Here is a 25,377-nt window from a genome sequence, read left to right on the forward strand (position 1 = left end):
GCCGAGGGGACCGGCAGCGGTCCGGAACGGCCTACTCCGGCGGGGCCGAGGCCGGTGGCGGAAGCAGTCCGGTGCCGGAGACCGGCAGGGACGACAGCGCGACCGGTCGACGCGACGACGGCTGGGACGGCGGCTGGCGGCAGGTCGCGCCGCCGACGGTGACCGTCGCCCGCTCCTCGATCGGGGTGAGCGACGGACTGCGGTTCAGGTCGGGGCTCGCCTCCTGGCAGAACGTCGCGTTCGGCGGCGAACTCGGCCATGCCGTACTGCCGTCCGCGCCGGTGGGCCTCATCCATGGCGTCACCCGTCCGGGCGGCGCGCGTGCCGGCTCTCCCGGTGGGCAACTGCTGCTGCGTGCCGCCCGGACGGGCGCGGACAGGGAGGCGGAGGCTGCGACGGACCTGACACCTGCCTCGGCAGGCGGCACGACGCGCAGCGGCGCAACCGCCGGGAAGCCGGTTCCTGCAACCGTCCAGCGGTCGAGCGCCACGGCGTCCCCCGGCACTGCCGGGGGCGGCGCAACCGCTCCGGAAGCCACTGCGAGGACGGCCCCCGCAAAGGGGACGTCGGCCAGAGGCCCGGCCGCCACGCCGACGCCACCGGACCCGGCACGCACCGGACCTGCACCGGCCGCGCCACAGCAGGCCGGACCCTCGGCCGTACGCCCACGACGGACCGCCCCGCCCCTGATCGTCGCGCGGCGTCCGGCAATGGCCCTCCGGCACATCGCCGGGATCGCGCCGACCACGGCCTCCGCGCCCGCCACCCCGGTCACCGCCACCGACGTGCGGCAGACCGCACCGGATCGGCCGGGTGGCTCCGGCCGGTCGGTTCCCGCTGCCCCACCGGGCGCCGCACCACCGCCGGACCGCACCACCGGCCTCCCCGCCACCACGACGACGCGCCCCGCCCTGGGCAATCCCCTGCGGGAACTGCCCGCCGGGGCCACACCCGCCGGCCCGGCGGGGCAACGCGGGGTGGTGCCCACCGAGCCGGCCGGGCAGCAGGAAGCGGGCATGCCCGTGCTTCAACGGCAGGCGTCGGATACGGCAGCCCCCGCGGTGACCACGCCGACGCCCGGGGCGACGAAGCCGTCGGCGCGTCAGCAGCCGTCGCCGGAGACGCACTCCTTGAAGGCGGCCCCGCCGCCTCTGCCGAACCGGTCGGCACCGGATCCGGGACAGGCATCAAGGTCCGGGCCGGAAGGGGCGCACCGCCCCGGCGGGCACAAGCCGTCGAAGCCTTCGGGTCGCCCGGGGTCACGGCAGTCACCGCAGTCGCCGCAGCCCGACGGGGCCGGCTCACCGGCTCGTACCCGTGCCGGGATCGGCAGTCCCCTCCCGTCCCTTCCGCCGACGGCCAGGCTCCGGGGCGACGCCCCGCTGCTCGGTGACCGCCGTCGGACACAGCCGGGAACCACGGGATCCCGGCCGGGCACGACTTCGGCGGGAGGGCCCGCAGCGCCCCTTGCCTCCGCACCGGCCGGTCCCGCACAGCCGTCGGCACCGCTGAACACTCCTCCCGGGATGCCGGTCCGCTCGTCTCCCGTGCCCGCCCCGTCCACCGCTTCCGTAACGGAATCCGCGACTGTCCGGCGCACGGTGGACACCATGCGTACGGGCAGCCCTGCCACCGCCCCTGAGCCTTCGGCTCCCGCCGCGCCGGTACGTGTCCGGAGGATCGCACCGCAGCGGGAGGGAGGACAGCCATCCGGCCCCGCCGCCGGGACCGGGGGGCAGTCGCCCACCGTCCAGCGGTCGCGGGCCCTGTTGGCGGGCAGGGACCTGAAGGTGAGCACCGGCACCGGTGAGGGCTTCTCGGCGCCGACGGCGGGCAGTACGGCACGGCCCGTGGTGACAGCCACCTGGCGTCGTGACGTACGGCAGTCGGGGTCCGATGCGCCGACACCGGGACACGGGACTTCGGGAACCGGGGAACACCGGACGCCGTCGGGCGCGGCACCCCGGCGGACAGCCCCTCCCCCGCGCACTCGTCCCGTCGAGTCCGCGTCGCCGCGCCGGACCCGTGCGACCGGCTCGGCACCGGCGTCCCAGGGACCGGCTCCCGGCGACACCGTCCAGCGTTCCGTGCCCGGCAACCCGACGCCCGGCACTGCCCGGAGCGCGGCGCCCTCGGGCCGGACGGCCGTCGGCGATCCCGGTCGCGCTCCGGTGTCCGGCGCCGGCCCGAAGGGCCGCCGACCGTCGGCCGACGGCTCGTTCCTGCGACTCGTGCGGCGTTCGGCACCCGGTGGCGCGACGGCGCCTCCGGCGCGGCTCGGCGCGCACCGGCCGGAGCGGGAGCCGGCGGAGCCACGCTCCGCCCGCCTCCCCGGACCACCGTCCCCGGCGCCACGACCCGCACCACCCACCCCGTACACGTCCCCCTCCGCGGCATCCCTGCCGTCGGTCGCCCAGCCGGTTCCGGTCGTGCGCCCGCATCCGCCGGCACCGGCCCGGCCGGGAGCGGCCACCGCACCGGTTCAACGGACGGCGATGCCGGTGGTGCCGGAGTCCGCCGGACCCACGACCACCGGGCCGGTGGCCGGTGACGGTGCTCCACTCGCCGGACCGCCGGGCCTGTCGGTACGGGTTCCGCGACGCGCACCCGCCGCGGCGGCCGGAGCCGTCGAACCCGGAACGACGGCTCAGACGCTTCAGCGTCGCGCGGCGGACGCCGGAATCACCGGTGTTCCGGTGAGGGCGGCCCCGGTGAAGCCCATCGAGCCGTCGCGAAGCGGATCGGCCGACACGGACGCTCCGGCCGCGAACCGGATCACCGGGACGGACATCGAGGAACTGGCCCGTCGTCTGCTCGACCCGGTGAGCCGGCTGATCCGCGCGGATCTGCGCAGAGGACGGGAGCGTGCCGGACGGTTGTACGACGGTCGCCGCTGACGACGGCCCCGCACGGCACGGCACTCGGGAATCGGCAGAGAAGAAGAGAAGCACATGACGGACAACATCTTCGCGACGAGCGTGTTCTTCAAGCTCGTGATCGGAGGCAGTGACCTGGGCGCCTTCCACACCTGCTCGGGGCTGGGCGCCGAGGTGGAGCTGGAGCAGTACGCCGAGGGCGGGAACAACGACTTCACCTGGCAGTTGCCGGGGCGGATCACCTGGACCAACATCACGCTGACCCGCCCGGTCACCGCCGACACGCTCAAGATCGCGCGGTGGCTCAACGAGACGATCCAGCGGGTCGAGCGCAAGGACGGCGAGATCGTCGCGCTGCGTCCGGACCTCAGTCGCATCATCAGCTGGCAGGTGCACGGCATCGTGCCGGTGCGCTGGCAGGGACCGTCCTTCGATCCCGCCAGCTCCCAGGCGGCGGTCGAAACGCTGGAGATCGCGCACGAAGGCCTGGAACCGTCCTGATGCATCGTCAATTCCACTGCCGCGCAACAGACAAGAGAGAAGACCGGGAAGGAGGAGCGCAATGTCACCCGCTGTCCGTACGAGCCGTGCTCGCGCCCAGCTGACCATCATGGAACCGCCGTCGGCCGTCGGCGCCAGGCCGGGCGGGAACCTCGCCCGGCTCACGTTGCAGTTCAATCCGGCGAAGCTGTCGCTGAGCAAGAGCACCGAGTGGCGCCGTACGCCGTCCCGGATGGCCGGGCAGTCCGCGCTGCCCGAATTCGTGGGCAGCGGGCCCCGGGCGTTGTCCCTGGAGGTCTTCCTGGATGCCACGGCCACCCATGACAACTCGGTGGAGAAGGCGGTGGAACAGCTGATGCTGGCCTGTGTGCCCACCCCGAGCAGCCTGGCCCGCAAGACGCCCGCCAGCCCCTGGGTGCGCTTCGACTGGGGCACGTCGAAGACGACCTCGTTCGACGGCGTGCTGTCCAACCTCTCCGTCTCGTACACACTGTTCGACGTCGACGGGAAGCCGCTGCGCGCCACCTGCTCGCTGTCGATCGAGGAGGCGAGCGTCGACCCGGCCGGCCAGAACCCCTCGTCGGGCTCACGGGAGGCACGGCGTACCCACCGGGTCGTCGTCGGTGACAGCCTGCCGCTGCTCGCGTGGCGGGAGTACGGCGATGCCACCGCGTGGCGCACGATCGCGGACGCCAACGACATCGACGACCCGATGCAGTTGATCCCCGGCAGGGAGCTGGTCGTGCCAGGACTGGAAGATCACACCCCGGAGGGCGGCCGGTGACCGCCCCGGGACGCTCCTTCGCCGCCGACCCGATCGTCGAGGCCCCTGGTGAGCTGCCGACGGCCTGGGCGGCCCAGCTCGTCAGCTGCGTGGTCGACGAGAACGTCGGCCTGCCGGACACCGCCGTGCTGATGTATCGGGACCCCGATCACAAGCTGCTCACCGCCACCGGTCTCACCATAGGCACGCCGCTGAAGATATCCGTGGTCACCGTGCAGGAGCGGGTGCGCGAGCGGCTGTTCACCGGTGAGGTCACGGCGGTCGAGCTGGACAGCGACACCACCGGTTCGTTCACGGTCGTCCGGGCGTTCTCCAAGGCCCACCGACTCCAGCGCGGACGGAAGGTGGTGGCCTACCGCAACATGAAGACCGCGGACATCGTCCGCAAGGTCGCCGCGGGCGCCGGGCTCGCCTGCGGAAGGATCGAGGCCGCGCCCATCACGTACAAGCAGCTGACCCAGCCCAATGTCTCCGACTGGGAGTTCCTCCAGTACCTCGCGGGCGAGAGCGGCGCACACGTGCGGGTGGACGACAAGGGCCTGTTGCAGTTCGTGAAGGCGAAGCCCGCCTCGTCGGCGCCCTCGCCCGCCACTTCCGCCACGCGGCATCCGATGGTCCTGGAGTACGGACGCAACCTCCTGGCCCTGCGGGCCGTGCTGACGGGCGCGGACGGGGCGGACAGTGTGGAGGTGCGCGGCTGGAACGTCGACACCAAGACACGGCTGGTGGCCCGCGAGCAGTCCGTCCGCAGCGACACCGTGTCCCCCGGGATGAGCCCGTCGCTGGCGGCCGGGGCATTCGGCGCGAACGCCCGGATGACGGTCACCGACACCCCGTACCGGACCCAGGCCGAGACCACTGCCGTGGCCGGTGCGGTGGCCGCGTCCGTGAGCTCCGGGTTCGGCGAGATCGAGGCGGTCGCCGAGGGCAACCCGCGACTGCGGGCGGGCGAGCCGGTGGCCCTCGGCAACGTCGGGCCCGCGTTCGCCGGGCGCTACACGGCGACCGCCGCGCATCACGTCCTCGAACCGAACGGCGGCTACCGCACGACCGTGGTGGTGAGCGCGGCGCCCGACCGCTCGCTGGCGGGACTGACCAGCGGTGCGAACGCACCCTCACGCGGCCCACGCATGCTGGGCCTCGCGATCGGCGTGGTCACCGACATCCGCGAGGGGAAGGCCGAACGGGGCTGGGTCCGGCTGAAGTTCCCCTGGCTCGACGACACCTACGTGACCGACTGGGTCCGTACGGTGCAGTGGGGCGGCCAGGGCGGCGGCGGGGTGTTCAGCCCCGAGGTCAACGACGAGGTACTGGTCGGGTTCGAGCAGGGGCTGCTGGACAGCCCCTACGTGCTGGGCGGCCTCTACAACGGGGTCGACAAGCCGTCGCCGCACGACGTGCCGCTGGTCGATCCGACCAGCGGCAAGGTCAACCGCCGTTCGCTGGCCTCCCGTTCCGGCAACCGGCTCGAACTGCTCGATGCCCCGCGCGGACCGTCCGGTGTCCGGCTGGCCAGTGGCGACAAGCGGCTCGACGTCACGCTGGACGAGCGGCGGAGCGAGATCGCGCTGAAGGTGTTCGCCCCCGGCGGCACCCGGGTGCTGAGCTCCGTGATCCTCTCCGCATCCGGCATCACGCTCGACGCGGGTACGGGTGAGGTGAACGTGAAGGGACGCTCGGTGACCGTCAACGGCAGAACGGGAGTCACCGTGGACGGCGGACTGCTCGCCGTCCTCAAGGCCAAGCTCATCCGTATCAACTGACACCCCCAGGCCGTCCGACAGCGGCAGAAGTACCTTTCACAGCGAGGAGAACAGCGACCATGCCCCCCGCAGCCCGCACGGGCGACACCACCGTTCACGGCGGCCTCATCGGCACCCCGCCACCGGGTGCCGCGGCCGTGGCCACCGTGTTGATCGGTGGCAGGCCGGCGGCCGTCGTCGGCAGCCTGCACGTCTGTGTGGTCCCCCCGCACGCCGCGCTCGGGCCCGGGAACGTCATCCTGCCCAACCCCGCCGCCGCGGCCACCGGTCCGGTGCTGATCGGCGGGCTGCCTGCCGCCCGCATGCGGGACAGAACCACTTGCGGCGCGCTGATCACCAGCGGCGCGCCGAACGTCCTGATCGGGGGCCCGGTGTGAGCGGCGGCTTCATCGGACGCGGCTGGGGCTTCCCCTTGCGGGTCGGCCCCACGGGCGGCATCGGCATGGTCGAGCGGGACCAGGAGATCGAGGAGGCGATCGGGCTGATCCTCGGCACGGCACCGGGCGAGCGGCCGATGCGCCCGGAGTTCGGCTGCGGCATTCACGACTACGTCTTCGCACCCGGTGACAACGCCACCGCCGGGCGCGTCGCGCACGAGGTCCGCACATCGCTGGAGCGCTGGGAGCCTCGCATCGAGGTGGCCGACGTGGTGATCGCGTTCGACGCCGTCGAGGAGGGGACCTTGTACATCGACGTGCACTACACCGTGCGCGCCACGAACGACCTGCGCAACCTCGTCTTCCCCTTCTACACCATCCCCTCCTCCGAGGGCTCCGAGGAAGCGGGAGTGCGCTGATGGCCCTGCCCTCACCCAATCTGGACGACCGGCGTTTCCAGCAACTCGTCGACGAGGCCAAGCGGTACGTCCAGCAGCGCTCTCCCGAGTGGACCGACCACAACGTGTCGGACCCCGGGGTCACGCTCATCGAGACGTTCGCGTACATGGTCGACCAGTTGCTGTACCGGCTGAACCGGGTGCCGGACAAGAACTACTCGGCCTTCCTCGACCTGCTGGGCGTCACACTGTTCCCGCCGACGGCGGCGCGGGCGGAGGTCGACTTCTGGCTGTCGGCCCCGCAACCGGAGACCGTGCTGCTCCCGGCGGGCACGGAGGTCGCCACCTCGCGCGGCGAGGCCGAGGAGGCGGTGGTCTTCTCCACCCCCGACGACCTTTCCATCGTGCCGAGTTCGCTGTCCCGGCTGGTCACCGCGCCGGTGTCGGGCGAGCAGACCGACCGCACCGCACCGCTCGGCGCGCACCAGGACATCCCGTGCTTCCAGGCCCGGCCGGAGCCGGGCGACGCCGTGCTGTTCGGACTGCCGACCGCCGTCCCCCGGTGCATCGTCGCCGTACGCCTGGACAGCCGCGTGGAGGGCGTGGGCGTCGACCCGCGGCAGCCGCCCCTGGTGTGGGAGGCGTGGGACGGTGCCCGCTGGGTCACGTGCCGGACGGGCAGCGACAGCACCGGCGGCCTGAACAGGCCCGGCGAGGTCATCGTGTTCGTTCCCGCCGGGCACACCGCGTCGGTGGCCGCGGGAACCCGGGCGGGGTGGCTGCGCTGCCGGGTCACCGCGCCGGAACCGGGCCAGCCGTTCTACTCCGAGTCGCCGACGATCCGGGAGGCCGAGGTGTTCACCGTCGGCGGCACGACGGACGTCGAGCACGCGGAGACCGTCCGCGACGTTCCGCTCGGGGTCTCCGAAGGCGTGGCCGGGCAGAGGTTCTCCGTGAGCAGGGCGCCGCTGCTGCTGGACGGGGAGGCTCCGGTCGTCCAGGTGTCCTCCGCGGAGGGCTGGCAGTCCTGGACCGCCGTGGAGCACTTCGGCGCCTCCTCCCCGGACGACCGGCACGTGCGGATCGACGCCGCCTCCGGCGAGTTCGTGTTCCCCCCGGAGGTACGCGAGCCGGACGGGACGATGCGCGCGTACGGAGCGGTGCCGGAGAAGGGCGCACAGCTGCGGGTCCCTCGCTACCGGACGGGCGGCGGGGCGGCCGGGAACGTAGCCCGGGGCGCCATCCGCGTGCTGCGCAGCTCGGTGCCGTACGTGGCGGGCGTGGACAACCGCGAGGCTGCCCGCGGCGGGGTCGACGGCGAGACGGTGGAGAACGCAAAGGTCCGGGCACCCAACATCCTCCGGGTGCAGGAGCGGGCGGTCACGGCCGAGGACCACGAGATCATCGCCCGTGAGGCCGCGCCATCCCTGCGCCGGGTCAAGTGTCTGCCCGCCGTTGCGGGTGAGGGCGGTGCGGTACGGGTCCTGGTGGTGCCCGACGCGGTCTCCGACGAGGGCGGCCGACTGCGGTTCGAGCAGCTGATCCCGCCGGACTCCGTACTCTCGACGGTCGCGGCGCGGCTCGACGAGCGGCGGCTGGTCGGCACCCGGCTGGTGGTGGAACCGCCGACGTACCAGGGCGTCACCGTGGTCGCGAGACTGGTGGCGGCCGGTGGTGACGTGGACCGGGTCCGCGCCGAGGCGCTCTCGGCGCTGTTCCGCCACATCGACCCCCTGCGGGGCGGCGTGGACGGGCGGGGATGGCCGTTCGGCAGGCCCCTGCAGTACGGCGAGGTCTTCGCCGTACTGCAGGGCGTGCGGGGGGTGGGCCTGGTGGACGAGGTACGGCTGTTTCCCGCGGACCCGATCACCGGGCGACGCGGGGCGGCGCAGGATCGGATCGACGTCGCGCCGGGCGCCCTGGTGTTCTCGCACCAGCACCAGGTCGTGGTCACCGCGGGCGGGGCCGGTGACGGCTCATGACCAGGGCTGCGGTACCAGGTCTCGCCAGCCGCTATCCGATCGGCGGACTGCTGCCCGGCTTGTACGCGGACGACGACCTGGCCCAGCGGTTCACGGCGGGCCTCGACACCGTCCTGGCGCCCGTCCTGTCCACCCTCGACAATCTCCCCGCCTACTTCGACCCGGCGCTGGCCCCGGCCGACTTCCTGCCCTGGCTGTCGTCGTGGGTGGGCGCCGGCATCGATCCCGCGTGGCCCGAGGAGCTGCGGCGGGCCGTCGTCGCCCGCGCCGTCGAACTGCACCGGTGGCGCGGCACCCGCCGCGGCCTGGTCGAACATCTCCGGCTCTGCTTCGGTGTGCACGCCGACATCCGGGACGGCGGCGGCGTCGCGTGGTCGTCCGAGCCCGGCACCGCACTTCCCCCGGCTCCGACCGGCGAACTGCTGGTCCGGGTCTGGGCGGTGGGCGGGGGGCCGGTGGACGCGAGCCGCGTCCTGGACGTCGTGGCGGCCTCGTGCCCCGTACATCTCACGTGCCGGGTGGAGATCCTGCCGGGCCCGCCAGAAGAGACAGGAGGCTGACGCGATGCGTTCGTGTCCGGCGTGCGGTTCGGCCAACCGCGAGGACGACGACTTCTGCGGCAACTGCGGTTCCTACCTGGGCTGGTCCTCCCAGGCGGCGCGAAACCCGCCGACCACGACAGACGTTGACGAGCCATCAGGTCATTCGGGATCGGTCGAACCGACGGCCGGCACCCCGGCCGGTCCCGCCACCGGCGCCACCCCGGACCCCATGGACCCCGCGGCCGGGGACCCGCCGGTGGAACCCACCCGGTCGCGCACACCGGAACCTTCCGGGCCGCCGCCCGCGGAACCCGCACCCGCCCCGCAGCCGCCCCCACGCCCGGCACAGCCCGCCCCCGTACGGCCGGAACCAGCGGCGGAGGACACGCCCGTGGTCGCGGTGCGGCCCGCCGAACCGATCGCACGGCGGCCCGTCGTCAGGCCCGTGGCGGCCGAGGAGGAGCCGGACGGGCCGCCGTGCCCGGCGTGCGGCACCCCGAATCTGCCGGGACGTCGGTTCTGTCGGCGCTGCGCCGCACCGCTGCAGACCCGGGAGCAGCCGAAGCCGCTGCCCTGGTGGCGCACGGTGTGGCCGTTCCGCCGCCGGGTGCGGACCGGATCCGGCCGGGTGCTGCGGCGGACCCTGCTGGCGCTGGCGGTCGTGGGGCTGCTGTTCGCGGGCTTCCTGCTCCTGCCGGCCGGCCGCTATGTCTACGAGGACGTGCGGGACAAGCTCGGCGGAACGGCGGAGATCAGCCCGGCCGAGGCCACGGCGAGCTCCCGGGCTCCCGGCCATCCGGCGGCCGCGGGCGTCGACGGACTGACCAACACGTACTGGGGGGCGCCCACGCTCGGCTCGTCACTGACCTGCGTCTTCGACAAGCCGTTCCGACTGGTCGGCGTCGTTGTGCACACAGGTGTGTCGAAGGAGCCCCGGGAGTTCCGGCAGGGGGCCAGGCCGACGCAAGCCGATCTGATCGTCACCACGTCGGACGGCGAGGTCCACGAGAAGGCGGTGACGTTCGCCGACAAGCCGGGCCCCCAGACGGTGCGGACCGGCATCAGCGATGTGGTCTCCGTCCGGCTCGTTCTGCGGGCCGCGGCCGGCCAGGGCGAGGGGCGGCCGATCGCGATCGGGGAGATCGAATTCTTCAAGCGGACCTGAGGTGGAACAACCCGCCTGTCGACGTACGACGACCCTCTGGTTCACCACCCGGCCGGACGGCGACGCGATCATGTCGCTGGCCGCCGTGAACGGCACGACCTCCGACACACCGGGGTCGCGGTCAAAGCTGCGGGTTCGGGCTCCGCAGCAGTTGTTGTCGGGAGCGCACGTGTCCGGTCCGGTCGGGTGCGGCGCTCGGGATCCCCGTATCGCGGACGCCTCCGAGGAGCGGTGCCGAGCCGTTCGTGTTGTGATCGATTAGGGAAGAGAAGCTCTGTCGGGAACGGGAGGAAGTCATGGCTGAGAAGCTGCGAGCGCGAGACATCATGTCCGGCGGTGTGCAGTGCGTCGGCGCGCACCAGTCGCTGTTCGACGTGGCGAAGATGATGCGCGACCTGAACGTCGGTTGCCTGCCCATCTGCGGCGACAACAACAAGCTCACAGGCCTGATCACCGACCGTGACATCATCGTCAAATGCTGTGCCGAGGGCATCGACCCGGCAACCGTGCAGGCTGGATCGCTCAATGCCAAGGTGCACTGGATCGATGCCGAAGCGGACGCCACCGATGTCCTGGCCACCATGGAGGAACACCAGATCAAGCGGTTGCCGGTGATCGACGTCCAGGGTGGCCACCGTCTGATCGGCATGATCACGGAGGCCAATCTTGCGAAGAATCTGAGCGACGAACAGATCGCCGAGTTCGCGAGCCGCGTGTACGCGGTCGCCGGGATGTCCGGTCAGTCCGCAGGCTGAAGCCGGTCGGAACCCTTCGCCGAATCCCCGGAGGAGCCCGGCCGGGTCGTCCGTGGTGGATTGCCGCCCGGCGGGACGGAGGCGCCTCTGCACGCGGCCGAGGACCCCGAACCGCAGGCCGCACCGGTCGTCGCCACTTCGCAGGGCATCGCCACCGGTCGCCGGCCCTGGCCGCGGCTCGTCCTCATGACGCCTTCCAGGCGGTCGGAGAGCTGCCGGGCCGAAGAGGCAGGCGGCGCCGGCGACGCGGTACGGTCACGCGATCCCGGCCCCGAGGATCTGGTTGCAGGACCGTTCAGCCATCGACTCTCAGGGCCTGGAGGAGCATCGGCAGCGAGGCGTGCAACTCACGCTGCCAGTACGCCCAGCCGTGGGTCCCCGGTCCGTAGAAGTGAGTGGTGACGTGCTTCGCGCCCCTGCGTCCGAGTTCGCTCGCAAGAGCCTGGTTCTGCCTGTTGAAGTCCGCCTCGAGTGCGCTCGTCGTGCCGACGCCGGCCGGATCGCCCGGCGCTCCGGCGCTCGGGTCGAGGACGAAGAACCCGGCGTTGACCGCCGCGGTCGCCCCGGCAGCGGCCGCCAGCTCGCTGGTTCTCTCGCGGTTCTCCAGATCGGGCCCGTACGACGCCGTGAGCCTGCCGCGGAACCGGTCCGGGTCGATGGTGAGCACGTCGATCCGCCACGGACCGCGGTCGTCGGGGTTTCCGTCCCAGCCCGTGTACACGACGGACCCCGTGTACCCGGCCCCTTTCAGCCGAGTGCGCTCGGCCGTACCGGCGGACTGGGAGTCGAACCGCCCGACCCGGACCCGCCATCCGAGCGTTCCACCGGCGTAGTCGGCGACCGCCGGAGTCGTGACCTCCTCGACCCTTGCGTCAAAGCCGTCCGCCCGCGCATCGGCGGCCAGCTCGTCGGCGCTCGCCCGGTCCTTCAACGCCGACGGCGGCGCGTCGGGGTCCGGCGAGGCGGCGCCGCCGGGTATGGAGACCTCGATCGTCCACGCGAGCGCCGGGGCGTCGGCACCGCGCACGATCCGAGTGAGGGTGACACCGGGCTGCAGCGTCCGCGTGCTGCGGGTCTCGGTCAGGTCGACGGCGCCCAGCGGCAGGGCACGCGTGAGCCCCTGTCGCGGCTCGGAGGAAGCGGGCGCCGGAAGGGCCCCCACCACGGCGAACAGGGCCAGGACCGTACACGCCCCGAGCAACTTGCGGTTCACGTACCCCCTTGTGAAGAACGGCCCAGCAACGGTGCGTGCGACAGCACCCGCCCGTCAAGACGTGTGCACGTCAATCTCCTCACCCGGTTCGCGCGGGCATCACGCAGCCGCCCGTGCTCGGATACGTCACGGCGCGCCGCGTCGACGCCTGCGCGCAGCGCGCGAAGCGACCCGCCGAGGTCGCGCACGGTGGTGAAGCGGGCGATACGAAGGGGCCTCGCCGTCGCTCGTCGACCGCGCCGTCCTGACATGCCACGGGCTGGAGCAATGACCGGTCCGAAGCCTCGCGGCCCAGCAGGATGGGCGTCTTGACCACCTCTTGTGTCAGGAGTTCCGCGTGTACGGGCTGTGTGAGTGGAGCCGCCGGGAGCGCCGTCCGCGCTCGGCCCGGACCGTGGCTCCGTGCTTCGACGGGGCAGCGTCCGTGCTCGCGCCGCTCGCCGCGCGCCGGAGGGCGCAGTGAGGTGGCCGGATCGCCCCGGGGCGGCGGGCGGCCCGGCGGCGCGGCCTGACAGCGAGGGACCTTCGATGCCCGCCGCGCCGACATGGATGCGCTGGCTGCCCGCCTTCTACGTCGCGGGCATCCTGGTGATCGAACCCCTCACGCCCGTGCAGTGGCCCGTGAGCTTCCTGCTCATCGCTCTCCCCGTGATCGCCGCCTTCGCCCACGGCCCCCGTGCCGTCGCTGCCATCACGGTTTTCGCGATCGTCTTCGAAGGGGTCCTGGCCGGCACCCCGTGCTGCGCGGGCCGCCCGGTGAGCTACGTGTGGGACCGCCACTACGTGACCGCCTATCTGTGCACCGCACTGGTCGGTGTCCTCGGCACCATCCTGGCCGCCCACCGTGTGCGCCGGGAGCGCACCCTCGCCACCGTGCGTTTCGTGGCCGAGATCGCGCAGCGTGTCCTGCTCAGCCCGGTCCCCCACCGCATCGGCCCCATTCAGGTGGAGACCCTGTACCTGTCCGCCGTCGCGGAAGCACGCATCGGCGGTGATCTGTACGAGGCCGTCCCCACCACGTACGGACTCCGCATCGTCATCGGCGACGTGCGGGGAAAGGGCCTCGCCGCCGTGGAGACGGCCGCCACCCTTCTCGGCGCCTTTCGCGAGGCCGCCCACGACGAACCCGACCTCGCGGGCATTGCCCGCCGGGCGGAGAGGAGCATGAACCGCAGGGCCGCCCGCCTGGCCGGAAGCGACATGGGCGAGCGCTTCGTCACCGCTGTCTTCGCGGAGATCCCTCGCCGTCACGTGGTCCGCATCGTCAACTGCGGCCACCCACCGCCCCTGCTCATCCGCGCCGACAGCGTCACCGAGCTGGAAGCGGGCGACCCCGCACCGCCCCTCAACCTGGGCATGCTCGTCACGGACACCTACCGGATCGACGAGTACCCCTTCGGTCCCGGCGACCAGTTGCTGCTCTACACCGACGGCGTCACCGAAGCACGCGACGCCGGCGGCGCCTTCTACCCCCTCCAGCAGCGTGTCCTCTCCTGGGGCCCTCTGCCGCCCCGGGAACTCCTCGACCGCCTCCACCACGATCTCCTCGACTACAGCCACAACCGCCTCCACGACGACACCGCGGCTCTCGCCGTCCTCCATCTGCCCGACTGAGGGCCCTCCCGTAGGGTCGTCGAACCGCCACTCGGTCGCGCGTGCCGGTGATGGTCCCGGGTGTCAGACAGGACCTCACAAGACCCTCGTCCCGACGGGGTGTTCCACTCGTGGTCGGAGGGTTCTACGACGCCTGGTCCGTCGACTCGACCGAGGGCTGACGGGCACGGCTCCGGCGGTCGTACGCCGCGCGGGCCGCCGCCCGCAACCGCACGTAGAAGGGGTTGTCCTGACTGGTCTGCCACATGTGCAGATAGATCAGCATCTGGTTGAGCACGGTGTCGTACTCGACCAGCGTGCCGGATGCGTCTCCGGCCGCCCTTCCCCAGCCCACCAGACGCTCCTTCTGCGCGGCGGTGATCTTGCCCGCCTTCTCGAAGGAGTCCGCGTACCGCTCCAGTTTGTGCGGCTGAGCGCCGTAGACCAGCTTTTCCTTCAGCATCTCTTGCTGGAATTCGTCGAACTCGGGGTTTCCGGCCAGCGCCGCCTTCAGATCATTGAGCGCCTGCTTGCGCTCGGCCGCCAGCGCCGCGACCTCCTCGTCGGTCGCCCCCGACTGCACCAGTTCCATCACCGGGCTGCTGCCGAACGCCTGGTGGGCCGCGACATGGGTCAGCTCGTGGGCAATGTGCCCCAGCAGGAAGGAGGTGCCGCCCCTGGCCTGGGTGTCGACGTTGAACGTGAACTCCGGGCCGCCGCCGCCGTCGGTGGCCGGGTTGAGCTTCATGCCCGGCATGCCGCCCCGCGGGTATTGCATCACGGTCACCAGGGGCACCACGGCCATCAGCTCCCCGATGACGGCGCGCGTCTCATCAGGTAGTCCCTGGTCCTCACGGAGCGCACCGAGCTTCTGGACGAAGTCGCCCATCATCGCGTGGAACCGGTCCGCAGGGACGGCCTGGGCGGCTTTCTGGGCCTCACCGGCCGGCATGCGGACGTCGAGATCCGGGTTCTTCCCCTCGCTCATCATGCTGTCGAGTTCGGTCAGCAGGCCCCGGAAGACCGCCTCGGGGTCCAGCTGTCCTTTCGCCGCCTCGGCCTGCCGGCCGAGCTGCTGTGCACCCTCGACGCGCGACCCTCCCTCGGCCTTGTGGGCCGTGTAGTCGCCGCACGCCTTGACGATGTCCTTGAGGGCGAGCAACCGGGCGCCCTGCCTGGTGTCCGGCAGGGCGTAGAAAGCCTTGAGCGCCTTGTCCACCTTGGTGATCTCGGAGCGGCCGCGCGGCCCGGAGGTCGCCGTGCTCTGCTTGAACTCGCCCTCGGTCATCATCCGGGACACCGTGATCAGCTGCGACACGGCCGTGTTGCCCATGGTGCTCTGCAGTTCCGCGAGGCCCTGAGGGCCGTCGCTGTTCCGGACGGCGGACGCGGGCAGCGTCCGGTGTGTCTGCCCAGGGCTCTCGTGGGTGCGCATGGCGACACGCTAGGTGGCCGGAGGCGCGGGCCCCAGGGACAGGAGGGCACGGTGAGGGCAGCCTCCTTTGCCCCCACGGCACTTGCGGGTCGGGGCGCCGCCACGGAGGCGGACCACGCGGTGGCCGGGAAGGCCGATTCCCCGTTCGGTGATCGGCATGTCCGTATCTGCAAGTCAGACGTCATTGCTGACGCAGCAGTTGGGCCATAGCGTTTTGAACACGTTCCATCGCACTCTTCGGGCCGCCACTCCTCACACGACGTTCGAAGGCGGTACACCCATGTCCGGAACCACGCTGCGCGAGCTCAACGGCTTCGACCAAACGCCCGCGAAACTCTCCGAGTCGACGCTGCTCCTGATCGACTTCCAGAGCACCCACACGCAGGGCGTGATGGAACTCGACGGCCGGGAGGCCTCTCTCGACGCCGCCGCGCAACCGCTGGCGCGAGCCCGCCAGGAGGGCACGAAGGTCGTGCACGTCATCAACGACGGCGGGGAGGGAACCCCTACGACATCCGCGCCGAGATCGGTCGGATCCTCCCCCGTCCGACGCCGATCGACGGTGAGCCCGTCGTCGTCAAACGGGCCCCGAACACGTTCCACGACACCGACCTCGGCACGCTCCGGACGGCCAGGTCGTCATCGCCGGCTGGATGACACACATGTGCCTCGCGTGCACCGCGCAAGGCGCCTTCCTGCGCGGGAACCACCCGACGGTCGCCGCCGACGCCACCGCGACCCGGTCGCTTCCGGTGGCCGGCGTCGACCTCGATGCCTGCCAGGTGCACTACAGCGCCCTCGCCGCCATCGCCGACCTGTACGGGGTCGTCGTTCCCTCGCAGAAGGAGATCGTCTGATGAGGCTGCTGCATCCAGCCGTCGCACTGGGTGCCGTCACCGTTCTCGCCACCAATCGCCTCTCATGAACCCCCTCCCTGCGGGGGCGCGACAAGGTCGATCAGCTTCCTGATGAGCTCGACCCCCTGTCGGGCCACGGCACGGGGGAACTCCAGACGGGCGACCTCACCGCTGTCCACTCCGATGTCGAATCGCGATGCCTTGATCAAACCGGTCGGGGGTGCCGGCTTCGTGACCCATTCGATCCGCGCGAGCGGTATGTCGTGGAGCAGCTTCGTCGGCCGCGCCGTGGGGAAGCCGCCCAGTTTGTAGACGAGCAGCCGGCCGGTCGTCAGGGCGAGGAAGTTCCGTTCCCCGACCGGCAGATCGGGGCCGGCGGTGCGGTCCAGAGCGGCGTCACGCTGCTTGTTGAGGGTCTTGGCCATGGACGCCGAGGTGATCAGACCGCCAAGATTCCCAGTGGCGCCGCCCAGGACGTCCCCGGCAGTCCTGGTCATGATCTGTTGTACTTTGCCGGCCCGGTAGGCGCCCACCACGGCCAGAACGCGCTCGTCCTCGGCACGGGTGAGCGCGAGATGCTTCCTGACATGCGCCTCGTACGACGGCTTCACCGTGGACTCGGCGTCATCCCTGCTCATCGACCCTCCTGCAACACACTCGCGGTCATTCCGCGATGCACCCTATCGACGGCCTTCCCACGAGGCAGCCGTCGCGCTCGATTCGTTTGCCGAGGCTGAACTCGTGGTGTCACAGGGGCTGATGGTTCCCGCTCCCTGCGGAATCACGGAGGCGTGCGATCCACAGGGAGTCGGGGCGACCGCCGAACGTCAGCGGTACCGCGGGAAGTCACGGCTTCCGGCGGGCGAGCAGTTCGGCCGGGCCGACACGCGGGACTCGGGACCTGCCCCACGCGGCTATTCGGCGGGGGCGAGCCCTGTCACCGCTACCTGGGCCGGTCTCAGGAGGTGGTCGCCGACCCGGTAGCCGTACCGCAACACCTCGGCACATACGTTCTGTGCCGCACCGGAGGCGTCGTAGGTGATCGCTTCGTGTGTGCGGGGATCGAAGGGGTCACCCGCCGCGCCGACAGTGCGCAGGCCCAGTGCCGCCAGCCGCGCCTCAAGCACGTCGGAGAGGACTGCCGCCGCGCCGTGGTCGTCGCCCTGCCGGTGGATCTCTTCCAGGACATCCAGGACCGGAAGCAGGCCGGTGAGGACGTTGACCACCGCGATCTCCCGTATCGCCAGTCGGTCGCGGCGTACCCGCTTGCGGTAGTTGTCGTACTCGGCCTGTACCCGCTGCAGGTCCGCGGTCAGCTCCGCGATCCGCTCGGGCAGCCGCGCGGCCTCCGCATGGTCGGTCCGGCCGGCGCCCGGAGGTGCCGTACTCGCGCCGTCCGCACCAGTCCTGGCCGAACCCGTCCCGGCCGGACCGCTCCCGGTCGGACCGGAGGCATCCTGGCATCGCCCGTCCCGGAGGGTGACCGGCGTGATCCTGCGCGGGTCGCACACCACCGCGGGCGACCGATCGCCGTGATGCTCCGAGTGAGGGTTCTTGCTCATCCGGTACCTCCCTTCCGCTCGTCGTCGACGATCTCCGCGTCGACGACCTCCTCGTCACCGGTGCCCGTGCCATCGGGCGTGCCACCGGCGGCGGTAGCGTCTCCGGCGGTTCCGCCGCCCTGGGCCTGCGCGTACAGGGCGGTACCGATCTTCTGCGCCGCGGCCGCCGCCTTCTCCGTGGCGGCACGGATCTCGGCGGTGTCCTCGCCCTTGAGCTTCTCCTTCAGCTCGGCCAGAGCCGATTCGGTCTCGGTACGCACATCCGGGGGGATCTTGTCGGCGTTGTCCCGCAGCAGTGTCTCGGTCTGGTAGACGAGGGTCTCCGCCCGGTTGCGGGTCTCGGCGGCCTCCTTGCGCCGCTGGTCCTCCTCCGCGTGCTGCTCGGCCTCGCGCACCATACGGTCGATGTCGTCCTTCGGCAGCGAGGAGCCACCGGTGACGGTCATCTTCTGCTCCTTGCCGGTGCCGAGGTCCTTGGCGGCGACGTGCATGATGCCGTTCGCGTCGATGTCGAACGCGACCTCGATCTGCGGGACACCGCGCGGGGCGGGCGGCAGGCCGGTCAGCTCGAACATCCCGAGCTTCTTGTTGTACGCCGCGATCTCACGCTCGCCCTGGAACACCTGGATCTGCACGGACGGCTGGTTGTCCTCGGCCGTCGTGAAGATCTCGGAACGCCTGGTGGGGATCGTGGTGTTGCGCTCGATGAGCTTCGTCATGATGCCGCCCTTGGTCTCGATGCCGAGGGACAGCGGGGTGACGTCGAGCAGCAGGACGTCCTTGACCTCACCCTTGAGGACACCGGCCTGGAGCGCGGCACCGATGGCGACGACCTCGTCCGGGTTCACACCCTTGTGCGGATCCTTGCCGGTCAGCTCCCTCACCAGTTCGGTCACCGCCGGCATCCGCGTCGAACCGCCGACCAGAATCACGTGGTCGATGTCCGCCACTTTGATCCCGGCATCCTTGACCGCGTTGTGGAACGGCCCCTTGCACCGCTCCAGCAGTGGTGCCGTGAGCTGCTCGAACTGTGCGCGCGTGAGTTTCTCGTCCAGATGCAGCGGACCCTCGGCCGAAGCCGAGATGTAGGGCAGGTTGATCGTGGTCTCGGTCGCGGCCGACAGCTCGATCTTCGCCTTCTCCGCGGCCTCGCGCAGACGCTGCAACGCCATCTTGTCCTTGGACAGGTCCACGCCGTAGCCGTTCTTGAACTGCTTCACCAGGTGATCGACGACCTGCTGGTCCCAGTCGTCACCACCGAGGTGCGTGTCACCGTTGGTCGCCTTCACCTCCACCAGGCCCTCGCCGATCTCCAGCAGCGAGACGTCGAACGTGCCGCCACCGAGGTCGAAGACGAGGATCGTCTGGTCGTTCTCCTTGTCCAGGCCGTAGGCCAGCGCCGCGGACGTGGGCTCGTTGATGATCCGCAGCACGTTCAGGCCCGCGATCCGGCCCGCCTCCTTGGTCGCGGTGCGCTGAGCGTCGTTGAAGTAGGCCGGGACGGTGATCACCGCGTCCGTGACGTCCTCCCCGAGATGCGCCTCGGCGTCCCGCTTCAGCTTCTGCAGCACCCGGGCGGAGATCTCCTGCGCGGTGTACCGCTTGCCGTCGATGTCGCCGGAATCGGGGAAACGCCACTGGGTGTCCCCCATGTGCCGCTTCACCGACCGCGCGGTGCGCTCGACGTTCGTCACCGCCTGCCGCTTGGCGACTTCGCCGACCAGCACCTCACCGTTCTTCGCGAAGGCGACCACCGATGGAGTGGTCCGCGTGCCCTCGGTGTTCGTGATGACCGTCGGCTCGCCGGCTTCCAGCACGGACACCACGGAGTTCGTCGTTCCCAGGTCAATGCCTACTGCCCGCGCCATCACTGCCTCCCTCATGTCTTTCACGGATGAACCTGAGCCAGCTGTTGAACGAGTGGTCTGCCTGCTGCTTCACCTCCCAGGCCCGGCCGTCGGGCGTTCCGGCCCCGATGCCCCCGGCCTGCCGCTCACTGCGCGGGGCTTTCTGTTGCTGCGCAGACTCTCGGCCTGCCGGACGATGCGGTCCACGCGCTCGGCGAGATCGCGGCGCCGCTCCAGGTACGGGCGCACCGTGGCAAGCGGCCCGACGAGACGGACGGGGTCCTTTCCGTCGAGAGCCACACCGAGTTCGGCCACGGTGCCGCGAGCCGCCTCGGGGAGATCGTGGAGGGACGTGATCTCTCCGGCCAGAATGCGCAGGTCCGCCCCGTTGCCCCGCGCCCAGGTCGAGACGGCGCGGTCGGCAGCCCGGCGATCGCGGACGGCCTGTATCCGTTGTTCCCCAGTGGTGCCCAGGTGACCTGTGCACAGTCGCAGGTATCGGCGCTCGGCGGCCTGGCGGCTGCTGACGCCCAGTGGATGAGCGATATCGGCCCAGCTGGCCCCTGCTCCACGTGCCGCTTCGATCAGCGCCGGTTCCCACACAGCCAGCCGACGGCATACGTCGCGCAACAGCCGGAGAGCGTCCAGCGCCTCTCCCGGCCCTGCCGCGTCACCGGCGATCTCCGCCCCGTCGGGTGCGCCGGCCCGACGCACGGCGGCTTCCACCGCGCCCAGCGCCTGCGTCGCGGCGGCAAAGGAGACCGGCGGACCGGGGAGGTCCGGCGTCTTCGAGGCTGTTCCGGTCACGGACAACCCACCAGGTGAAATGCGTGTCATCGTTCGCATGACATCCCACTTGTCATCCTTTGGATGACATTTTACAACCGGACCGAGATGGGATGTCCGGTCATGAGGGCCCGTCGTCGGCGCCTCGCGCCGCGCGACGGGCGGCTCACGCGTGCGCTCGGCAGTCTGCCTCGCCCCGGCCGTCCGCCGCTGGAACTGCTCGGCGCGCCGGCGACGTTCGAGGCCGAGACGCCGCTGCACCGGGCGGGCGTCCTCCGACAGCTGCTTCAGACTCTCTCACCCAGCCGGCCCGGGACTCCAGGTAGCGCTGCTCGGCGAGGCTGGCGGTGGCCTTCGCGGCGCGCCGGTAGTGCTCGTACGCCCCGGCCGAGTCGCCGGTCCTCTCCAGCAGGTGCGCCCGTACGGACAGCAGCCGGTGATGCCCGGCCATCCGCTCGTCACCGTCCAATGTGGTCAGCAGGGCCAGCCCGGCCTGCGGCCCCTCGGTCTCGGCGAGCGCGATCGCCCGGTTGAGGGTGACCATCGGGTTGGGCGCGATCCGTTCCAGGATCAGATAGAGCGCGTGCACCTGCGACCAGTCGGTCTCCTCGACGGTGGCCGCGTCGGCGTGCGTGGCGGCGATGGCGGCCTGCAGCTGGTAAGGCCCCAGCGCCGGGCCTGCCAGCGACGCCTTGACCAGCCCTGTGCCCTCGTCGATCAGCCCGCGGTCCCACTTCGTACGGTCCTGCTCGTCCAGTGGCACCAGGCCGCCGACCGCCGTCGTACGCGCCTCCCGGCGGGCGTGCGTCAGCAGCATCAGCGCGAGCAGCCCGGTCACCTCGCCGTCCTCGGGCAGTTGCGCGTGCACCATCCTGGCCAGCCGGATCGCCTCGTGCGCGAGGTCGGCACGGTGCAGTTCGCTGCCCGAGGAAGCCGTGTAGCCCTCGTTGAAGATCAGGTAGAGCACGTGCAGGACGACCCGTAGCCGCTCTTCGCGTTCCGCGCCGTCCGGCAGGCTGAACGAACTGCCTGCGGCCTTGATGCGCTGCTTGGCCCGGCTGATCCTGGCCGCCATCGTGGCCTCCGGCACCAGGAACGCGCGGGCGATCTCGGCGGTCGTCAGACCGCCGACCGCCCGCAGCGTCAGGGCGGTCTGCGAGGCCGCGGTCAGCGTCGGATGGCAGCACAGGAACAGCAGGACGAGCGTGTCGTCGGTGTCCGGTACGTCCTCGGGCACCACCTCGGCGGCCGTCGCCGACTCCCGCGCGCGGCGCGCGTGGTCACTGCGCATCTGGTCGATCAGGCGCCGGGACGCGACAGTCACCAGCCAGCCGCGCGGGTTGTTCGGCACACCCTCGGCCGGCCACTGCACGGTGGCGGCGAGGACGGCCTCCTGTACGGCGTCCTCGCACCCCTCGAACTGGCCGTGCCGACGTACCAACACACCGAGGACCTGCGGCGCGAGTTCACGCAGCAGGTCCTCTGCGGCTGGCGCTGTCATGCCTCCAATTGTCCATCAGCGAACATCACCTGTCGCACCTCGACCCCCAGACCCTCGATCGTGGCGTCCGGGATCTGCGATGCCAGCTCGATCGCCCGCTCCTTGTTCTCGCAGTCGATCAGGTAGAAACCGCCCAGATACTCCTTGGACTCCAGGAAAGGTCCGTCGGTCACCACCGGCTGGCCGTTGCGTACGGCCACCACGGCGGCCTGTGACGGATCGACCAGCGCCTGCGTGGTGATCAGCTCACCCGACTGCTTCAGCGCCTCGATGAACTCGCCGTGACCGTTGCCGATCGCCCCCTTCTCCTCGTCGGTCAACGCGTCCAGCACGGCCGGGTTCATGTGCAGACTGATCAGGAACTTCATCTCGTACTCCTTGTGGTTCGCGAGCCCCGGCGGGGCCCTTCGACCGGTTGGTCGGAGTCACCGCCGCCGTCTTGACATCCCCCACCGAAAAGTTCGCACCAGTTTTTCACCGTCGCATCGCCCGGACCGTGAGGTCGTCACTTCCGCGGGCGCCCCGCCGAGCCGGGCACGAGGAATTTCCGGCCGTACCGATGTCAAGAAGCTCTCGACCGCTCCGACCGACCGGCGAAACGTCAAGAGAACAGGGAGTTTCGGAAATGCGAGTCAACCGGGCATGGCTGGGGCTGGCCGTCCTCATGCTTCCGACACTGCTCGTCGCCATGGACGCGACGGCGTTGCTCCTGGCGCTCCCACGGCTGAGCGCCGACCTGGGGGCCGACAACGTCGAGCAGCTGTGGATCAGTGACAGCTATGGGTTCATGGTGGCCGGCCTGGTCATCACGATGGGTACGCTCGGCGACCGGATCGGTCGCCGACGGCTGCTGATGATCGGCGGAGCCGCGTTCGCGGTGCTGTCGCTCGTGGCTGCCTTCGCGGTCGATCCGCTGATGCTGATCGTCGCGCGTGCGTTGCTGGGCGTCGCCGGCGCGACCCTGGCGCCGTCCACACTCGCCTTGATCACCAACATGTTCCGCGAGGAGGGACAGCGCGGTAAGGCCATCGCGATCTGGGCGACCTGCCAGTTCACCGGCGGCGCGCTCGGACCCGTACTGGCCGGATTCCTGCTCCAGTACTTCTGGTGGGGCTCGGTGTTCCTGTTCGCCGTGCCGGCGATGGTGTTGCTGCTGCTCGCGGGGCCGGTCCTGCTGCCGGAGTTCCGCAGCGACCGGGCCGGCCGATTGGACCCGGGCAGCGTGGGCCTGTCGCTCGTGGCGGTGCTTCTGATGGTCTATGGCATCAAGCAGCTGACCGTCGAGGGCGCGCCAGTCGTGGCGATGACGGCCCTCGCCATCGGCGCCGCCTTCGGATTGCTGTTCGTACGCCGACAACTGCGGCTGGAGACCCCGCTCCTCGACCTGCGGCTGCTGCGCAACCGCCCGTTCACAGCCGTACTCGTAGCGCTGGTCTTCGCCGGCATCGCCATGGCCGGTACGGGGCTGCTGGTGACCCAGTATCTGCAGAGCGTGCTGGGCCACTCGCCGTTCGCGTCGGCGGTCCTGTTCGCACCCATGGGCCTGGGCGTGGCGGTCGGCACCATGGCCGCGCCGGCGCTGGCTCGGCGGATGAAACAGACGACCGCGATCGCCGGCGGGCTCGTGGGGTCGGCGCTGGGCAGCCTCCTGCTGGTCGGCGTCGACGGTGCGAGCGCCCTGCCGCTGGTGATGACCGGCATCGCCGTGCTGGCGCTGGGTACCGGCCCGCTGTTCGCGCTCGGCACCGGGCTGGTCGTCGGGTCCGTACCACCGGAGCGCGCCGGCTCGGCGGCGTCGATGTCGGAGACCGGCAACTACTTCGGCGGTTCGCTCGGCTTCGCGCTGCTCGGTGTGGTGGCCGCGGTGGTCTACCGCGGCCGGATGAACGGAACGTCCGACTCACTCGCCGGCGCGGTCGCCGCCAGCCGACATCTTCCCGCCGACCGGGGCGCGGAACTGCTGCGCACGGCGCGAGAGGCGTTCACCGCCGGCTTGCACGTCACCGGTGTCGTCGCCGCTGTCATCTTCGCCGGGCTGGCCGCCCTGATCCTGGCCATGCGCCCGGAGACACGAACCGCCCCGGCCGCACTCCCCGAATACGAGGCGACTCGCTCATAGAGTTCTGCCGAGCCGCGTCGTGGCTGCCCTGTCCGAACGCGGCACTCGGCACTCGGCACTCGGCACTCGGCACTCGGCACTCGGCACTCGGCACTCCATCGTCACCTGTACGCGTGACGAGCATGGCCGACACCCGACCGTTCCTGTGGCGAACAGCGGTCACGAGGCGGCCCGGACACGGAAGGCGGGCCGCCCTCGGCCGCCGTCATCCAGCGGGACGGCAGGATCCTCGCCGACGGCACCGCCCCGAGTCCCGGACGATCCTGCGGCGCCGGCCGGCTCCGGCGGCCGTCGCTCCTGGGGTGGTGCAGTCAGTGCCTTCCCGCTCGGGCGAGGGCCTTGTCGGCCTGGGCGGCCAGCGCGGCGACCAGATCGGCTGCGGGCGGCAGGTCGTCGACGAGGTCGACGCCCTCCCCGGCCCACACCGGCAGCGGAGGCACGGCGCCGCGTGCCACATCGGCCTGATAGGCCTGTCGGGCCCGGGCGTCCGCGGCGAGTTCGTCCTCCCTGCCCCGCCAGCGGTCGAGGTAGGGATGGCCGAGGGTGCGAGCCGTGTACTTCGTCGTCGACCATCGGGCTCCCCGGGCGATGTCGAGGACACTGTTGCGTTCTGTGTCCTCGCCCCGCCCACGGACGATCGTCTCGGCGATCGAAGGGTCGACCAGGGCCTCCGCCGTGGCCTGGAAGCGGGTGCCGATGAGGGCCCCGGCGGCCCCCAGGGCCAAGGCGGCGGCCACGCCACGGCCGTCGGCGATCCCACCGGCCGCCAGCACCGGCACCGGTGCCGCCAGATCCACCACAACGGGCACGAACGGCAGCGTGGCCCTCCCGTGCCGGGCCCCGTGCCCACCGCTCTCGCTGCCCTGCGCCACGATGACGTCGGCCCCCAGATCCACCGCCTGCCGGGCCTCTTCGAGATCGGTGACCTGAACGATCACCGAAGCACCGGCCGCACGGATTCGCGCGACGAACGGGGTCGGATCCCCGAATGACAGCGTCACAGCCGCGGGGCCGTACTCCAGCGCCTGCTCGACCGCGTCGACGCCGACCGCCCAGCTCAGGAACCCGACTCCCCACGGCTTCCCGCCCCCGGCCACGATCGCCAGCTCACGGTCCAGCCAGTCCCGGTCATCTCCGTACCCACCGCCCAGCAACCCCAGCCCACCGCCGCGGGAGACAGCCGCAGCCAGGGCTCCGCCGGCCGACCCGCCCATGGGCGCAGACGCAATCGGATGCTGCACACCGAACAACCTCGTGAACGCCGTCGACAATGCCATGCCGTCATCATGGCCCCTCCCGGCGGCCGGAAGAGATCAACCAG

At 71.3% G+C, this 25,377-nt stretch carries 22 protein-coding genes and 1 pseudogene; 13 read left to right on the top strand and 10 right to left on the bottom strand.

Features of this window, described 5'->3' with window-relative positions; genetic code table 11:
* Nucleotides 1–31: 31 nt before the first annotated feature.
* Complete coding sequence (locus ACIOHC_RS19410; protein ID WP_351083596.1) at nt 32–292, bottom strand: hypothetical protein; 261 nt, start codon at nt 290–292, stop codon at nt 32–34.
* 2,203 nt (nt 293–2,495) lie between these two features.
* On the opposite strand from ACIOHC_RS19410, the gene ACIOHC_RS19415 reads away from it, so the two are divergent.
* The 10 genes from ACIOHC_RS19415 to ACIOHC_RS19460 all read left to right on the top strand — a co-directional run bounded on the left by ACIOHC_RS19415 (nt 2,496) and on the right by ACIOHC_RS19460 (nt 11,143).
* Nucleotides 2,496–2,897, top strand: coding sequence for a hypothetical protein (locus ACIOHC_RS19415; protein WP_351083598.1), 402 nt, complete (start codon nt 2,496–2,498; stop codon nt 2,895–2,897).
* Nucleotides 2,898–2,951: 54 nt separating this feature from the next.
* Nucleotides 2,952–3,377 (top strand): phage tail protein, encoded by a 426-nt coding sequence (locus ACIOHC_RS19420; RefSeq protein WP_351083600.1) that lies wholly within the window; start codon nt 2,952–2,954, stop codon nt 3,375–3,377.
* 61 nt (nt 3,378–3,438) lie between these two features.
* Nucleotides 3,439–4,161, top strand: coding sequence for a LysM peptidoglycan-binding domain-containing protein (locus tag ACIOHC_RS19425; protein ID WP_351083602.1), 723 nt, complete (start codon nt 3,439–3,441; stop codon nt 4,159–4,161).
* A complete protein-coding gene (locus ACIOHC_RS19430; RefSeq protein ID WP_401843291.1) occupies nt 4,158–5,924 on the top strand; it encodes a VgrG-related protein in 1,767 nt (588 codons plus the stop codon). Before ACIOHC_RS19425 ends, ACIOHC_RS19430 begins: the two co-directional genes overlap by 4 nt.
* A 59-nt stretch (nt 5,925–5,983) precedes the next feature.
* Nucleotides 5,984–6,301 carry a PAAR domain-containing protein gene (locus tag ACIOHC_RS19435; protein ID WP_351083605.1) on the top strand — a complete coding sequence of 106 codons (318 nt, stop codon included), beginning with the start codon at nt 5,984–5,986 and terminating at the stop codon, nt 6,299–6,301.
* On the top strand, nt 6,298–6,720 hold the full coding sequence (locus ACIOHC_RS19440; RefSeq protein ID WP_351083607.1) for a GPW/gp25 family protein: 423 nt from the start codon (nt 6,298–6,300) through the stop codon (nt 6,718–6,720). The genes ACIOHC_RS19435 and ACIOHC_RS19440 overlap by 4 nt, the downstream gene beginning before the upstream one ends.
* A complete protein-coding gene (locus ACIOHC_RS19445; protein ID WP_351083608.1) occupies nt 6,720–8,681 on the top strand; it encodes a putative baseplate assembly protein in 1,962 nt (653 codons plus the stop codon). The genes ACIOHC_RS19440 and ACIOHC_RS19445 overlap by 1 nt, the downstream gene beginning before the upstream one ends.
* The gene (locus ACIOHC_RS19450) at nt 8,678–9,241 is read left to right on the top strand and encodes a phage tail protein (RefSeq protein WP_351083610.1); all 564 of its coding nucleotides are present in this window, start codon (nt 8,678–8,680) and stop codon (nt 9,239–9,241) included. Before ACIOHC_RS19445 ends, ACIOHC_RS19450 begins: the two co-directional genes overlap by 4 nt.
* Before the next feature lie 4 nt (nt 9,242–9,245).
* Nucleotides 9,246–10,388, top strand: coding sequence for an NADase-type glycan-binding domain-containing protein (locus ACIOHC_RS19455; RefSeq protein ID WP_351083612.1), 1,143 nt, complete (start codon nt 9,246–9,248; stop codon nt 10,386–10,388).
* A gap of 296 nt (nt 10,389–10,684) precedes the next feature.
* Complete coding sequence (locus ACIOHC_RS19460) at nt 10,685–11,143, top strand: CBS domain-containing protein (protein ID WP_351083614.1); 459 nt, start codon at nt 10,685–10,687, stop codon at nt 11,141–11,143.
* A 295-nt stretch (nt 11,144–11,438) separates the two neighbouring features.
* Here the strand turns inward: ACIOHC_RS19460 and ACIOHC_RS19465 are convergent, their stop codons facing one another.
* Nucleotides 11,439–12,356 (bottom strand): SPOR domain-containing protein, encoded by a 918-nt coding sequence (locus ACIOHC_RS19465; RefSeq protein WP_365689924.1) that lies wholly within the window; start codon nt 12,354–12,356, stop codon nt 11,439–11,441.
* A 528-nt stretch (nt 12,357–12,884) separates the two neighbouring features.
* On the opposite strand from ACIOHC_RS19465, the gene ACIOHC_RS19470 reads away from it, so the two are divergent.
* Nucleotides 12,885–13,970, top strand: coding sequence for a PP2C family protein-serine/threonine phosphatase (locus ACIOHC_RS19470; protein WP_351083616.1), 1,086 nt, complete (start codon nt 12,885–12,887; stop codon nt 13,968–13,970).
* A 124-nt stretch (nt 13,971–14,094) separates the two neighbouring features.
* Here ACIOHC_RS19470 and ACIOHC_RS19475 read toward each other — a convergent pair whose 3' ends face one another.
* Nucleotides 14,095–15,384 carry a hypothetical protein gene (locus tag ACIOHC_RS19475; RefSeq protein WP_351083618.1) on the bottom strand — a complete coding sequence of 430 codons (1,290 nt, stop codon included), beginning with the start codon at nt 15,382–15,384 and terminating at the stop codon, nt 14,095–14,097.
* A gap of 280 nt (nt 15,385–15,664) precedes the next feature.
* Between ACIOHC_RS19475 and ACIOHC_RS19480 the strand changes: the two are divergent.
* A pseudogene (locus tag ACIOHC_RS19480) lies at nt 15,665–16,241 on the top strand (isochorismatase family protein).
* 62 nt (nt 16,242–16,303) lie between these two features.
* On the opposite strand, the gene ACIOHC_RS19485 reads toward ACIOHC_RS19480, so the two are convergent.
* From ACIOHC_RS19485 to ACIOHC_RS19510, 6 genes are all read right to left on the bottom strand, one after another.
* Nucleotides 16,304–16,879: a hypothetical protein gene (locus ACIOHC_RS19485; RefSeq protein WP_365689926.1), complete on the bottom strand. Its 576-nt coding sequence runs from the start codon at nt 16,877–16,879 to the stop codon at nt 16,304–16,306.
* A 276-nt stretch (nt 16,880–17,155) separates the two neighbouring features.
* Nucleotides 17,156–17,803, bottom strand: a complete 648-nt coding sequence (gene grpE, locus ACIOHC_RS19490; protein ID WP_401843295.1) for a nucleotide exchange factor GrpE — start codon at nt 17,801–17,803, stop codon at nt 17,156–17,158.
* Entirely contained in the window at nt 17,800–19,671 is a 1,872-nt protein-coding gene (gene dnaK, locus ACIOHC_RS19495; RefSeq protein ID WP_365689928.1) for a molecular chaperone DnaK, read from the bottom strand. Before dnaK ends, grpE begins: the two co-directional genes overlap by 4 nt.
* A 69-nt stretch (nt 19,672–19,740) precedes the next feature.
* Nucleotides 19,741–20,496, bottom strand: coding sequence for a hypothetical protein (locus ACIOHC_RS19500; RefSeq protein WP_401843297.1), 756 nt, complete (start codon nt 20,494–20,496; stop codon nt 19,741–19,743).
* A gap of 106 nt (nt 20,497–20,602) precedes the next feature.
* On the bottom strand, nt 20,603–21,937 hold the full coding sequence (locus tag ACIOHC_RS19505) for a DUF6596 domain-containing protein (protein ID WP_365689931.1): 1,335 nt from the start codon (nt 21,935–21,937) through the stop codon (nt 20,603–20,605).
* Complete coding sequence (locus tag ACIOHC_RS19510; RefSeq protein ID WP_365689932.1) at nt 21,934–22,305, bottom strand: YciI family protein; 372 nt, start codon at nt 22,303–22,305, stop codon at nt 21,934–21,936. The genes ACIOHC_RS19505 and ACIOHC_RS19510 overlap by 4 nt, the downstream gene beginning before the upstream one ends.
* Nucleotides 22,306–22,562: 257 nt before the next feature.
* Here ACIOHC_RS19510 and ACIOHC_RS19515 point away from each other — a divergent pair, with 257 nt between their 5' ends.
* Nucleotides 22,563–24,056, top strand: a complete 1,494-nt coding sequence (locus ACIOHC_RS19515; RefSeq protein WP_351083631.1) for an MFS transporter — start codon at nt 22,563–22,565, stop codon at nt 24,054–24,056.
* A gap of 311 nt (nt 24,057–24,367) precedes the next feature.
* Here the strand turns inward: ACIOHC_RS19515 and ACIOHC_RS19520 are convergent, their stop codons facing one another.
* Entirely contained in the window at nt 24,368–25,333 is a 966-nt protein-coding gene (locus ACIOHC_RS19520) for a nitronate monooxygenase (protein ID WP_351083633.1), read from the bottom strand.
* Nucleotides 25,334–25,377 lie beyond the last annotated feature (44 nt).

It is taken from the genome of Streptomyces sp. NPDC088252, assembly GCF_044740965.1.
GTDB lineage: Bacteria > Actinomycetota > Actinomycetes > Streptomycetales > Streptomycetaceae > Streptomyces.